The sequence below is a fragment of the Nocardioides lacusdianchii genome, from assembly GCF_020102855.1.
Classification (GTDB): domain Bacteria; phylum Actinomycetota; class Actinomycetes; order Propionibacteriales; family Nocardioidaceae; genus Nocardioides; species Nocardioides lacusdianchii.
Window position 1 is genome coordinate 18,356 of sequence record NZ_JADHZD010000003.1, and the last position, 13,269, is coordinate 31,624.

13 protein-coding genes are annotated in these 13,269 nt (G+C 68.9%); 4 read left to right on the forward strand and 9 right to left on the reverse strand.

The window, feature by feature from the left end; genetic code table 11:
- The first annotated feature begins 176 nt into the window (after positions 1 to 176).
- The 4 genes from IRX98_RS04660 to IRX98_RS04675 all read left to right on the forward strand — a co-directional run bounded on the left by IRX98_RS04660 (position 177) and on the right by IRX98_RS04675 (position 4,674).
- A complete protein-coding gene (locus IRX98_RS04660) occupies positions 177 to 1,271 on the forward strand; it encodes a tyrosine-type recombinase/integrase (RefSeq protein ID WP_224274267.1) in 1,095 nt (364 codons plus the stop codon).
- A 31-nt stretch (positions 1,272 to 1,302) separates the two neighbouring features.
- Positions 1,303 to 1,644 carry a helix-turn-helix domain-containing protein gene (locus IRX98_RS04665; RefSeq protein ID WP_224274268.1) on the forward strand — a complete coding sequence of 114 codons (342 nt, stop codon included), beginning with the start codon at positions 1,303 to 1,305 and terminating at the stop codon, positions 1,642 to 1,644.
- 38 nt (positions 1,645 to 1,682) lie between these two features.
- Positions 1,683 to 3,521, forward strand: coding sequence for a site-specific integrase (locus IRX98_RS04670; protein ID WP_224274269.1), 1,839 nt, complete (start codon positions 1,683 to 1,685; stop codon positions 3,519 to 3,521).
- 130 nt (positions 3,522 to 3,651) lie between these two features.
- The gene (locus IRX98_RS04675) at positions 3,652 to 4,674 is read left to right on the forward strand and encodes an ankyrin repeat domain-containing protein (RefSeq protein WP_030486122.1); all 1,023 of its coding nucleotides are present in this window, start codon (positions 3,652 to 3,654) and stop codon (positions 4,672 to 4,674) included.
- Positions 4,675 to 4,799: 125 nt separating this feature from the next.
- Here the strand turns inward: IRX98_RS04675 and IRX98_RS04680 are convergent, their stop codons facing one another.
- The 9 genes from IRX98_RS04680 to IRX98_RS04720 all read right to left on the reverse strand — a co-directional run bounded on the left by IRX98_RS04680 (position 4,800) and on the right by IRX98_RS04720 (position 13,070).
- Complete coding sequence (locus IRX98_RS04680; protein WP_224274271.1) at positions 4,800 to 6,389, reverse strand: putative type IV secretion/conjugal transfer ATPase; 1,590 nt, start codon at positions 6,387 to 6,389, stop codon at positions 4,800 to 4,802.
- A complete protein-coding gene (locus IRX98_RS04685; protein WP_224274273.1) occupies positions 6,338 to 6,649 on the reverse strand; it encodes a hypothetical protein in 312 nt (103 codons plus the stop codon). The genes IRX98_RS04680 and IRX98_RS04685 overlap by 52 nt, the downstream gene beginning before the upstream one ends.
- 213 nt (positions 6,650 to 6,862) lie before the next feature.
- On the reverse strand, positions 6,863 to 8,401 hold the full coding sequence (locus IRX98_RS04690; protein WP_224274275.1) for an SCO6880 family protein: 1,539 nt from the start codon (positions 8,399 to 8,401) through the stop codon (positions 6,863 to 6,865).
- Positions 8,398 to 9,774: a TrbL/VirB6 family protein gene (locus IRX98_RS04695; protein WP_224274276.1), complete on the reverse strand. Its 1,377-nt coding sequence runs from the start codon at positions 9,772 to 9,774 to the stop codon at positions 8,398 to 8,400. The genes IRX98_RS04690 and IRX98_RS04695 overlap by 4 nt, the downstream gene beginning before the upstream one ends.
- Positions 9,775 to 9,797: 23 nt before the next feature.
- Positions 9,798 to 10,616 carry a DUF8175 domain-containg protein gene (locus IRX98_RS04700; protein WP_224274277.1) on the reverse strand — a complete coding sequence of 273 codons (819 nt, stop codon included), beginning with the start codon at positions 10,614 to 10,616 and terminating at the stop codon, positions 9,798 to 9,800.
- A 1-nt stretch (position 10,617) separates the two neighbouring features.
- A complete protein-coding gene (locus IRX98_RS04705; RefSeq protein WP_129479752.1) occupies positions 10,618 to 10,953 on the reverse strand; it encodes a hypothetical protein in 336 nt (111 codons plus the stop codon).
- Between the two features lie 15 nt (positions 10,954 to 10,968).
- Complete coding sequence (locus tag IRX98_RS04710; protein WP_224274278.1) at positions 10,969 to 11,895, reverse strand: hypothetical protein; 927 nt, start codon at positions 11,893 to 11,895, stop codon at positions 10,969 to 10,971.
- Positions 11,892 to 12,137 carry a hypothetical protein gene (locus IRX98_RS04715; protein WP_224274279.1) on the reverse strand — a complete coding sequence of 82 codons (246 nt, stop codon included), beginning with the start codon at positions 12,135 to 12,137 and terminating at the stop codon, positions 11,892 to 11,894. Before IRX98_RS04715 ends, IRX98_RS04710 begins: the two co-directional genes overlap by 4 nt.
- Before the next feature lie 78 nt (positions 12,138 to 12,215).
- Complete coding sequence (locus IRX98_RS04720; protein WP_224274280.1) at positions 12,216 to 13,070, reverse strand: hypothetical protein; 855 nt, start codon at positions 13,068 to 13,070, stop codon at positions 12,216 to 12,218.
- Positions 13,071 to 13,269 lie beyond the last annotated feature (199 nt).

The window sequence follows — 13,269 nt, forward strand, 5'->3', positions numbered from 1 at the left end:
AGGCGTCTGTCTCTAGGCACTCAGGTTCGATCGGCGGCATCAGAGGCTCCGATCTGCGTTTGTGCAGGTAGCGTCGGTTCGTCACCGGCGAGAATCTGAAGTGATGGACCGTCACTCTGGCTGACGGTTTCGTCGTAGGATTGACGCATGGTCGCCTCCGTTGAAGGTGATAGCTGATGGGTCTGGTGGCGCTGCCGGGTGGCGGTGACGCCGATCTGGTGTTGGCGAGTCCGCAACAGGCGGAAGATTTCGAGCAGGAGATCGTCGACCAGTTCGCGATGGCAATGTCGGCGGCAGGGCTGAGCGACGACCACATCCGCCAGACCCGCTCGATCGTGATCGAGTTCGCCCGCTCGCTGACCAAGCCGCTGTGGGAAGCGACCTGCAAGGACGCCGACGCCTTCATGGCCGAGCAACGGCGCCTGGGCCACGCCGTGTCGACCCGGGCAGGCAAGGCGGGTGCCCTGTCGACGTTCTACGAGTTCCTCATCGCCCGCTACGAAGGACAGATCCGCCGCGCCACCGGTGTGCTGGTCGAGCAGCCGATCGATGAGTTCAACCGTCAGTCCGGCGCATCGCTGGGCAAGGTCCGCGTCCCGCCGTCCGACGACGAGATCGACGCACTGTTCACCGGCTGGCGCGAATCGATCCCGCATGCACGCAAGTACCTGCCCGCAGCCAGGGACTACGTCGCTGCCTCGCTGTGGCGGCGACTCGGGCTGCGCATCAACGAGACCGTCATGCTCGACATCCGCGACTGGCGCCCCGACCTGGGCGAGTTCGGCAAACTCCATGTCCGCTTCGGCAAGGGCAGCCGCGGCCGCGGTCACAAGCCGCGGCTCGTGCCCGCGATCAACGGCGCCGACAAGCTGATCGACTGGTGGCTGGCCGAAGTCCGGCACCAATACGGCACCGACTACACCAACCCGGATGCACCGATGCTGCCCTCGGAACGGTTCGACGACGACCTCGACCGATGTGGCCGCGTGGGCAGCAACGCACTGCGACGTGGCCTGATGATCCAGGTCGACCGGCTCCTGCCCGCCTGGTCGGGTCAGATGACACCCCACGTGCTGCGGCACTACTGCGCCTCGTCGCTCTACGCCGTCGGCATGGACATCCGAGCCATCCAGGAACTGCTCGGCCACCAGTGGCTCTCGACGACCTCGGGCTACATCCACGTCCGCAGCGAACACATCACCAACGCCTGGAACGCCGCCAACCAGCGCGTTGAAGACCGACTCGGCCTCGCGCCCAGCCGGCCGCACTAACACGACCAGAACGAGAGAGGAGCTGATCAGGATGCAGTGGAACCTGCGCCTACGCGCCGCCGAGCGAGGGATCTGGAAGTCCGCGCAACTGCGCCGCATGCTCGCTGAGGCAGGCGTCGAGATCTCCGCGGGGAAGATGTCGTCATGGTGGGCCGGGACCCCACCGACCATGCGGCTGGAGGAACTCGACGTCCTGTGCGCGCTGCTCGAGTGCACCCCCGACGACCTGTTGACTCCCGAACCCGACAAGGTCGCGGCACGTATCCGCCAGGCCAAGGCAGCGAACGGCGACGGGGACCAGCCCGACCCGAACGGCGGCAGGTCGGTAGTTGCCCCGCGGTTCGGCAAATCTCGCTCCACCCCGCCGTTGTGAGCGGTCTTCGGACCGACTGAGACCTCGACGACGACCCCATGCCAGCCCCCGGGCCCGACGCGCCCCTGCGACTGCCGCCCCGGTGCAACAAGTGCCAGGCCAGCCCGGTCGCATGGACGAGCCCACGCGTCGACTTCTGCTACGACTGCCTGCCCGGCGGACCGTTCACAACCCCGCCATGTCGCTGGTGCGGCACGACCAACGACTACTTCAGCCAGGGCCTGTGCGTGCTCTGCCACCCCCGAAGCCCTCAACGAGCGGGCTCCTGCAAGGGCTGCCTCGCCTGGGGTGTCTACCCGCGCTACAACTGGACCTGCTGGCCCTGTCGCTGGTGGCGCACCCACTACCCCGAAGGGACCTGCGACCACTGCGGACGCCTCGCCCGGATCGGCAACTCCGGTGCCTGCAGGCTCTGCGTCGAGCAAGCCCAGATCACCCAAGAGGCCGGCCGAGCCCTCGACTACGCCGGCGCCAACCAGCACAGCCAGCAGCTGTTCCTTGCCAACATGCTCTTCAAGAGACGCGTCACCCCACGCCTCGCTCCCCAGCCCAGCCTGCGCCGGGGACCCCGCGCCCGCAACGCGAATACCACTCGCGTTCGAACCGGCGACGAGCCATGGCGCAGCCGCTACAAGAACCAGCTGCCCTATCCCGCCGGGACCGGCTTCGACGACGAGGCGTCGGTCCAGCTGGCACTGTTCGACATGGCGCCCGATCCCGAAGCAGTACGACGACGCGCCCTGCTCGAGGACAGCGAGCTGACCCGCTACTGCGCCGCCGTCGTCGACGACCACGCCGAGCGCTACGGCTGGTCCGTACGCCAACGCAACGACGTCATCCGGTCCCTGCGGCTGCTGCAGACGCTGCGTGAGAACCCGACCGCGAAGATCCGCGCCAGCGACGTCCTGCAACTGCCTCGCTACGACGGCAACATCGTCTCCACCATCGACGTCCTCGCCGACGCCGGTCTCCTCATCGAGGACCGCCCCAACCGAGTCGAGATCTACTTCGCTGCCAAGGCCGCCAACTTGCCGCCTCAGATGCGCGAGCAGCTCGAACTGTGGCTCAACGCGATGCTCCAAGGCTCCACACAGGCGCCGCGCCAGGTCCCGCGCGATCCCCAGACGGCCAGGGTTCAGATCCTCGGCATCGTGACCGTCGTCAACACGTGGGTCGAAGCTGGCTACACCTCCTTCGCGCAGGTGACTCGCGCCGACATCGAGCACGCGCTGGAGCCCCTCAACCCAGGCCGGCGTCACGCCGCCGAGCTCGGCCTGAAGTCGCTGTTCAAGACGCTCAAGGGCCGCAAGCTGGTCTTCGCCAACCCGACGCGCGGCATCAAGACCACCACCTTCACAGGCACGATCCCGCTCGCCCTGGACCCGGCCGTGATCCGCACCGAACTGAACCATCCCGACCCGGTGGTCGCTCTGGCGGTCGCGCTGGTGGCGTTCCACGCCCTGACCGGCAAACAGCTGCGGGCGATCAAGCTCACCGACATCGTCGACGGCCGGCTCACCATCGGCGACCGCGTCATCCCGCTCGCCGCACCGGTCCTCACCCGCCTGACGGCCTGGCTCGACCACCGCAACCAGCGCTGGCCCAACAGCCTCAACCCGCACCTGCTGGTCAGCCGCCGCACCGCACCCCGACTCGTCCCGGTCGGGCACAGCTATCCCTGGAAGGGCATCACGCTGCGGCCACAGGCGCTGCGCGAGGACCGGATCCTGCACGAGATCCACGCCACCGGCGGCGACGTACGCCGCATCTACGACCTCTTCGGCCTCAACGTCGACAGCGCGACCCGCTACCTCAAGACCATCGAACATCCCGACCTCGCCAACGGGGGCAAACCTGGCGGTGCCCCGATAGAGTGATCCATGCGCGCGAGGGCGCAACCGGGTCCGCGGACAGGACTGAGTCCACCTCGCGATCGACACACGGCGTGCCACTGTGACGATCTCCTTGCCCGGCAAACGCGGACCTGCCGGCCGACGAGGAGCCGTCATGACCGAACTTCTTCCACGCACCGATCTCGATCAACTCCGCCGCCAGGCCAAGGAACTCCTTCGCACGGCTCAAAGCGGTGACACCGGCGCCGCGGCGCGCATCCACGCGGTCTCGGACCAACTGATCCTCACGTCCGCACAATTGGCGCTGGCCCGCGAGCACGGCTTCACCAGCTGGGCCAAGCTCAAGACCGAGGTGGAGCGCCGACAGGTCCTCGACAGCCTCGACGCACAACGCCTGCGCGAACTGCTCTCCGGCCATCCAGAGCTCGCCACCGAACCGCTCACAGGCTGGTGCGACCACCGCGGCGTGACGCCGCTGGGCTACGTAGCGATGATGCGCTACGACACCACCTGCGGAGCATGGCGAGAGGTTCAAGGCACAGCCGCACTCGCACGAGAACTGCTTCGTGCCGGTGCCCCTGTCGACGGTGCACCTGGCGACGCCGAGACACCGCTGATGACAGCGGCGAGCTACGGCGACGCCGAGGTGGCCAAAGTACTCGTCGAGGCAGGCGCGAGCCTCACCGCGACCGCGACGCCCGACGCCGGTGGCGTCCCCGGTGGAACCGCACTGCGTCACGCCGCGGTCTTCGGGATGACCGAAGTCGCCGAGGTACTGCTTGCCGCCGGCGCCTCCGACATCGTGCATGCCGCAGCTGCTGGCTCGATCGCCGGGATGCTGACCGCTGACACGCCCGATGCCGACCGGGTCGCGGCGCTGCGGATCGCCGCTGAACACGGCCGACTCGAGGTGATCGACCAGCTGCTGGCGACTGGGACTCCGATCGACGGCATCGATGGTGACGGCTCCACCGCCTTGCACGAGGCTGCCTACAGCGGACGCGCAGACAGCGCCCGCCACCTCCTCGCCCGCGGAGCAGACCCCAACCGTCGAGACAGCCGGTTCAACAGCACGCCGCTGGGTTGGTGCCGCCACAGGCGGGAGGAACTCGGGCCCGGTCACGGCCACGACGAAGTCGAAGAGCTCCTGGCTCCACTGACTAACGAAACCGAGTAGAAGCCGCGGGTAGGGAACGATGGGCTCGGCCAACAACAGGTTCCTCCAACCTGAGTAGCCAGATGCGCTCAACGCACCCTGCATGCTCAGGTTCGCTTCAAAACCGTCAATTTTCATGCGAACTTCTAACCTGCCGCGGCGATCGCGTCGTTGGTGTACGTGAGCTTCTTCTCCAGAGGCGTCAGCAGGGTGTGCACCTTGTACCGCTGGTCGCCGACCATCCACAGGGCACGGCCCTTGTCCTGCATTGCCCAGCCGGTGATCACGCCCTGCTGCATCTCTGAGAGGCCCATCAGCTGGCCGAGCTCGTCGGCGACCGACTCGTCTTGCCCCATCAGGATGCGGACGTCGGAGAGGCTGAGCAGGTCCTTAGCGATCTGGGCCGCCTGGCTGCCCTGGTCGCCGGCCGACAGCGGGTCCGATGGCTTGTGGTAGGTCACGATCTGGATGTCGCCCTCGGTGCGGGAGAGTCGCAGGTTGGAGTCCAGCGCCATGACCGCGTCCAGCGACAATCGGGTCTGCAGCCACGCCTCGTCGCGGAGCACGATCCGCCGGTCGCCGGCCGACGCTGTCTCCCGCATGCCTTGGCCCCACGAGTTGAGACACATCAGCGCGATGCCGACGGCGACCTTGTTGCCGGTCTCGTGCAGCGACCGCAGCGACAGCGTCTGGATCGGGGCACGCCAGTCGGGGCGATAGGTCGACTCGGTGTCGAACATGCCCTGCAGCGACCCCTCGCACAGGGCACCTAGAGCGTCGCGCAACGGCCGGGTGCCGTCGAAAAAGTCCTGCTCGGAGGAGTAGCGGCAGTCCGCGACCAGGTCCTTGCTGGGCGAGTCCAGCGCCGCCCACACCTGGGGAATGGTCACCGGCTTGAGCTGGGAGGCGCCGGCAGACCAGCCGGTCAGGTGTCGCAGGACCTTGTTGATCACCCGCTCCTCGGTCGGGGAGAACGTCACGCCCTGGGAGCCGACCAGGCCGCGGATCAAGAAGAGCCAGCGGTTGAAGATCACGGTCGCGCGGCGGTGCTGCTCCTCGCGGGTCTGCTTGTCCCAGTCCACGCCGAGCGGGCCGAAGTCGAGGGGGTTGATCCGGCCGGCGAGGCCGGGGCCGATACGGAACGGGTCGACGCCGAGGAAGCGGGCGAGGTCCTCGTACTCGTCCTTGACGTCGCCAAGCACCAGGGACCGGTAGCCGTAGCGGATCATGCGGAGCATGAACGCCTTGACGGTCGCGGACTTACCGCGGCCCGGCTTGCCGAAGATGAAGATGTTGGGGTTGGTGACGGGGATCGCGTCGTCGAGCACCCAACCCATCGGGTCGCAGTAGAACTTGCCGCCCGAGAGGGCGTCGTAGCCCATCTCCGCGCCCCATGGCGGGAGCCCGTCCCCGGAGATCAGTGGCCACAGGACGGGGGTCTCCTCCGACGTCATCTGATAGCCGGCCAGCGGCGGCAGACTCGCGGCCCAGCCGTGCCCCATCCGCCGTACCCCCTTGGGCTTGACCGAGCCGGGGAACAGCTTCTCCGTGGGCAGCTCCGCCGCGGGCGGCAACTTGCGCGGCATCGTGGTCCCGAAGTCCGCCAGCAGGTCGTCGATCGTCCGCGACGCCGCGCCGGGGTTCTTGGCGCCGCCGCGGGCGCGGCTCCTGGTCGACGCCACGCTCACCACTCCCCCGCCGTGCGGGCCGAAGACGTCGAGCGGCGGGGCGCCCACGCGAGTGGGTCGATCGCGCCGCCCGCGACCAAGGGCAGGACCGGCGTGAAGGCTGCCGCCTCGTCGAAGATGACCGACGGCCCGAACCGGCGCCGACTCGCGTCGGTGTGAAGCTCGCGCACCAGCGCGGTCTTGCCGTGTCCGGGCTGCCTGCGCCCCTTACCCGAGCCGGGCTGCCCGAGCACGAACGTCTGCGGTCCGAGCATCAGGCCCCGACGACCCAGGTAGGGGTCGTGCCACCACGTTCGGGGTGTGGGCACGGGGCGCGTGGTGGCCATCTCGTGCAGGTGGCCTCCCAAGGGCCGCTGCGTGCTCCTGGCCGGGTAGGTCCTCGAGCGCGACGACATCATGGGCATTTCCTTCATTGGGTCGGGTGTTGGTGCTGCGGTGTCTGGAAAAGCAACAGCCCGGCCGTCGGATCGGACATCCGACGGCCGGGCTGTTCAGGAGCGCAGCGCCCCCCGATCCCTGGGTTAGCGTCGCTTGCGGGGCAGGCCCGCCCCCAAGGGGATGGCGGACACGGCGAACGCCGCGTCGTGTGCCCCATCGAGAGGAAGAGGTGTGAAGCCACTGATGCGGATCGACGCGTCGAGACGGCGGCCGAAGTCCTGCACGTTCCACTCCGCCGGGACCGTCACCGACACCGCGGAGGACACCCTGACCAGGGAGCGGCCACTCTCCAGCTTCTCGTCGCGCTCGTGCAGGTTGCCGACCGAATGCCGGTCCTTGGCCCGCCCGACCACGCCGGCCTTCTCGCGCAGCGTGCCGGCCATCACCGCCGACATCTGCGCGCGACCGGTGGTCCGGTCTGCGGCTTGCTGTGAGACCGGCCGGTAGAACACGGTCAGCGCGCGTCGCTCTCCGGGCTGGGAAGGCACCAGCACCCGGGCCAGTGCACCCATCCGGGCACCCTTGCGGGGCAGCAGGATGGTGGAGGAGATCGACTCCCACTCACCGTGCCGGTAGGAGCGCAGCGCTGTCGACGCATGGGTGGGACCTGCGGCGCCGACCGGGACACCGGCCGCGATCGAGGGGTTGTCGCGGTGGTGGATCGCGGCGTCCGCGAGCGCGGGCGCATCGCCTGGCTCGAACCCGGTGCGAATCGCCACGGCGAGCTCGGAGCTGTCGAGCCAGTTCACCCGCGTGCAGCCGATCGAGCCGGTCAGCCGGGCCTCGACCTCTGCCAGCACCGAGTACAGAATGCGCGCCCGACCGATCACGCCGCGTCCGGCGCGCTTGGCGTCCTTGTTGATGACGTCCTCACGAACCACCACGGTCACGAACGCTTCGCGTCGCACCGCCGCCCCGGCGGTCATCGCATCGAGCTGGTCGTTGACCTGGGCCGAGACCCGCGGCTCGTCGGTGCGGGCGTTGTGACGCACCCACTCGGCCCGCTCGGTGCCATCGTCGGGGACGGTGCGAACCTGCACCACCACCAGGTCGATCTGAGTGCCTGCGGTGGCGGCCTCCATCATCTCGGTCAGCCCGGCACCCATGCGGAACCGGTCCGCGTCGTCGCTCATCCCGATACCGGGGTGGACGATCCGTGCGGTGGCCGCCCAGGTGCGAGTCGCGTGGTTCTGGATGATCGCCGGCCGGGCGGTCTGCCCCGTCATCGGCGGGCCGTCGTGGATCTGGATGCCGGCCAAGATCCCGGGAAGGTCCGCCTCCCCGGCGTCGCCGTCGTCCTGGTCGTTCTCGCCGTCGCCGAGGTCGAGGTCGCCGGCAGCGGCCTTGGACTGGAACCGCGACCACCCGAACGCTGCCCCCGCCAAGTGCCGGAACAGGACCCCGATCCACTGGAACGCCGAGTGGCCGCGGATCGGCAGGCAGATCAACAGACCGACCACGCCCCACAGCGGGACGAGGACGAGCAGCGTCACCCACTGCCCGATGGCGATGGCCATCCAGGTCGGGAACCCGGCGGCCAGGATCAGGAAGAACTGAGGGCCGGTCAGCCCGAAGAGCCAGGCTTGCCTGTCTCGCGTCGCTGATGCTCCGTACACGCTCATGCTAGGAACGCTCCATCTTCAATGGCTTCTGTGGCCACGGGCTTGATGTCGTTGGCGATGCCGTCGCCGTTGGTGTCGTTGAAAGGCTTCGACGTGTGCCCCTGCTCCTGACCCTGTCGGGACGAGCCCTGCTTCGGGGAGCCCTGTCGTCTCTGCTTGGGGTGGTGCTCGGTGGGGTAGTAGCCCTGGTTGCCGATCCCGCTCTGACCCAGCACGTCGACGCTCATCGAGGCGCCGGCTTGGGCGACCTTTCCGGTCTTCTCCATCGCGCCGGCGACGACGCCGCCGACCGCGCCGCCGACCTTGGAGATCTTCGAGGACTGCCAACGGTTCGCGTTCTCCGCCTCGGCGCCGTTCTCCGAGGTGGTGCGCCCGTCCGAAGAGGTCTCGCTGGCGGCACCGGAACCCGAGCCGGCCGCCTGGGCGCCGGCGCCCTTGCCCTTCACCAGGCCGGCAACGCCGCCGTTGGCGTCCATCGTCGAGCGGAACGAGGCACCCGAGGCGGTGCCGGGGTCGACGAAGGCCAGCAGCCGGAACAGCACCATCGGCATGAAGCAGGCCACCAACATGATGATCGACCCGATCACGGACATGCCGATGTTCTCGGCGCTGGAGGAGGCCCCGTTCCCGCTGCCGTCGGGCATGCCTGCCCAAGCGAACTGGGTGCCCACCCCCAGCACCAGCGCCAACAGCGGCTCCATCAGCACGCACGCGATGAACCAGCGGATCGACTTCCACATCCACGACTTCGTGCCCTCAGACAAGGCTCCGGCGGCCGCGATCGGCATGGTGGCAACGAGGATCAGCAGCGCGGCGGACCGCACCATCATGATCACCATGTGCCCGAAGGCCGCCGGGATCAGGATGAACAACGAACAGATCCCGAGCGTGGCTGCCGCCACGCTCCCCGAGACAGTGTCAACGAACCCGTCCCCGGCCGCGTATCCGGAGAAGCTGTCGACGCCGAGCAGGGTGTCCAGGATGCCCTCGGTGAGCCCGGACGCGGCTGCGATGAGCCCCGCAGAAACTCCTACCCAGCAGGACAGCACGACGCCGTACTGCACGACCCCTGCAGCAAGGGTCCCGAACCCGCGGCCGTCCTGCCGCAGAACCGCTAGGCCGATCTGTCCGAACGCCATCACTAGGGCGATGACCAACGAGACCCACAACGTGACCGAGTAGAGCTTGCCCAGGTCGGGGTCGGCGACGTTGGGGGTGAAGTTGTCGATCAGCCCGAAGGCCGTCTTGAGCAGCCACATTCCGGCCGACCAGATGCCCATCATCATCGAGGTGAACCCCTCGGCCAACGCTTCCTTGGCCTTGCCGCCGAGCCACTTCAGGGGGTTGAGGCTGAACATCGGGACGATGGTCACCACATGACCCATGGCCTGACTCATCATGACTGCGGCACCTCCAGCCACTGGTAGCCGGCGTCGAAGGAGGCCTGGGAGCCTGGCCACAGCGAGGGAGCCGGTGCGGGCTCATCACCGGGGCCGATCATCCAGCGGCCCTCGTGCCAGACCATGCGCTGGCAGTCGGCGGCCGCGACCTGTTGCGGCTGTCCCCCCGCGATGGTGGCGGTGATGATGAAGTCGATGCACGGGACAACGAAGTCATCTCCGACCGTGCCCTTGATGAACCCCATCTTCGGCTCAGCAGCGATGGTGATCGTGTTCTTGGCATCCGAGGACATGCCAGCCGACTCCAGCAGTGCGGCCACCGCCTGCACACCCGTCCAGCTCTCGGGCGTCGGACCGCCCGGGGTTGCCCACTGCGTGATGACGTCCTGGGCGACCCGGACTGAGGCGGAGCTCAGCGCGGTCGTATCGATCGCGGCCAGCTGGGCCAGCGCCCCTTCCGGGGTGTGCGGGAACCCGGTCGCCACGCCCAACTCCCCCACCTCCATCGGTGCAGGGATCTCGAGCGTGCCGGTGGTGCCCGATGACAGGCTTCCGGGCTGAGCGGCCTCCAGCGGCGCCTCGGGCAGCTGCTTGCCGGCGAGCTGGTCGTGGGCTGGCTGTGCCGACCCCGACCCGGTGCTCTTGTCGGTGGAGGAGCCGGTGAGCATCCCTACGACCGACCACACGCCGCCCGCCACCAGGGCGAGGACGACGACAGCGGCTACCCCCAGCACGAGCTGCAGCCTGCGACGGTTCCACTCGATGTCGGGGTCGACCAGCCTGGACTGGTAGACGTCGCGGGAACGCCTCAGCATGTCAGCAGCCGTTCCCGACGATGCCGTTGAGGATGGCGTAGATCGTCACGAACGCGATCGCGCCGATCACGGTCCAGAACATCCCTGAGGCACCGATCTGAGCGGCGCGCCCGCTCGAGCTGATCTTGCCAGCGACCATCATCCCCACGGAGGCGAAGCCGGCGCCGATGATGAGGACGATGACACCCCACTTGATCCACCCGACGACGTCGTTGGCGTAGGTCTGGACGCCCTGGGGGGCCTTGGCGCACACGTTGCCCATGCCTTCGGCCTGGATGGCGCCGCCGGTGAGGGCCGTCACCTGGGTGACGACCTCGGAGATTGCTTCGATGTACATCTGTGTCTCCTTCTTTCAGGTCCGGTTCGCCGTCAGCGGCCCGGTGATCGTGGTGATCCGCTCCAGCAGGCGCTGAGAGGGGTTGGTGAGCTGCTTGGGCAGCGGGTCGGGGCCAAGGCCGGGCAGGGCCTTGGCGGACAGCAGCGGCGCGAATAGCACGGCGTCCTGTCGGTGGGCGGCACGAAGAAGCCGGCCGGCGCTCGCAAGCTCGCGATCGCTCCATCGGCTGGCGCCCACGACCACGACCAGGACCAGGCCGGCGTTCAGCTGGTCCTCGAGGTCGATCAGCGCAGCCTCGCTCTGACTGAGCGCCAGCGCGTGTGGACGGGTCACGAGGACCTCGACGTGCGCGAGGGTTGCTGAGACCCACGTGTCGGCTCCGCTGGCCGCCAGCTCACGCATCGACCAGCCGGCGTCCAACACCGTGAGGTCGACGCCTTCAGCAGGCCGCGGGCTGGGCACCTGCGCCGGAATATGGACGAGGTCGTCGACGCGGTCGATCAGCACGCCGGCACCTCGGCGGCCGCGGCGCCAGCCCTCGGCAGCTCCCAGCTCCGTGACGGTGGCGCCCGTGAGTCCTGACCAAGCCGGGGTGGCCGCATCAAGCACCCGTGCTCGGATGCCTGCGGCGTCGGCGACGTCGGCGAGCGCGAGTGCGATCGTCGACGCGCCCGCACCAGCGTTGGCGGCTCGCACCCGCACCAGCGGTGCCGACCCGATGGAGATGGCCGCCGGGCCTGTCTCGACCGGGGTGCGCTCGGTGCGGTGCTCGCCCTCGTCGGCGGCGCCGTCAGGGCGGCGGTGCGGCTGGGTTGGCTGGTCGTCGATCGTTGCCGGGGCGCCTGCCCGAGAGGTCGTCGGCGAGAAGCGACCCTCCGCGAGCGCCGCTGCCGCGGCCTGGAGCTCGCGGGCGGAGTACCGGGGCGTGGTGCTGGTCTTCATCGCGTTGTCTCGATCCGGGCGGCCCGCAGTCGCAGCGCCTCACGCAGTACCGGGGCGGGGGTGGTGCGGAGCACCGCACGAGCCTCGGCGGCCTGTGCTGCGTCTGCCCGCAGGCGTTCAAGCATCTGCTCCATGTCGGACAGTGCGTGGTCGACGTTGTGGTCGGCTACCACGTCCAGCAGCTGCGCGACGACCTCCGGGGTCGGGTCGGAGGCGGTGACTGTTCTGGCCTGCTCGCTCATGTGGGGAACAGCAACCGCTCCCTGTCCGGATCGGACAGGGAGCGGCGAAGTCTTCAAGAAATTCCGGGACCGGAGTGCTCAGGCGATCTCGGCCAAGTACCTCGGAGCCGCATCACGAAGCCGTGCGGCCGCGCGGTCCCGGCGACGCCGGATCGTCCGCATGGCCACACCGTGCCGCTCGCCGACGAGCCGCTGCGCCTCCTCGCGTGCCAAGCCGCCGTTCTCCTCGGCGAGAAGCTCTAGGAGCAGGTCGACGTCCTCGCTGCCGATGACCCCGACCCCGGTGGCCCACGTCAACAGGTCCGTCAGGTCCTCGACCGGGTCCTCGACGGCGGGGACCGCCATGAGGAGGTCTCGGTCCGGGCCTGCTTCGCTGGGCGCGTCTTGTGTGCCGGCCCGCGCGTCCAGGGACGTCGTGTTGACCCGGGCAACCATGCCTGCGGCCGGCCGGCTGAGCCGCTGTCGGGCCCGCTGCAGCAGGTAGCGGGCGGCTTGGCTGCCCAGCTGGGGCTCGGCTGCCTTGACCTCCTCCCACACCGTGGTGTTGACGTCGTCGGTCTCCCACACGTCAGTCAGGGTGGTGGCCACCCGGTTCACCCCGTCCTCGAGTAGCACCGCGACCGCCAGGGCGGCGTCGTCGTCATCGCCGCCGCGCCGCGACCCCAGCGCGGTCAACCCGGCCACCACTTGGTAGCAGCGATTGTCGCGGCGACGCCACCCCTCGAGTGCTTCCTCCAGGCTGTCGAACCCGACCAGCCGCGGCTCTGCCTGCTGCCACTGAGCCCACTTCTCGGACCGGTCAAGGCTGCTGACGACCGAGGTGGCCAAGGCGCTCTGGGCCCGGTTGTTCTGGCCCTCGCTCCGGGGCGCTTCGGTGGCAGGTGGGCACGTGGGGCCGTGGGTGAGTTCGTAGGCGGGGCGACTGGCCGACATGGCGGTCCTCCGAGGGCAGAGGCGAGCAGGACGCGCCTACTGCAGAACCAACCCCTCACCACCTCGCTCACCAACGCCGCCGCCGATGCCCCACGAGGTGACAGCGCCGCTCACCACCGCGCTCACCAACGCGCAAAACCGCAGGTCAGACCCCGTGCGGGCCCCACCGTTCCCCGACATGAAAACTGCGAAAAAAGTT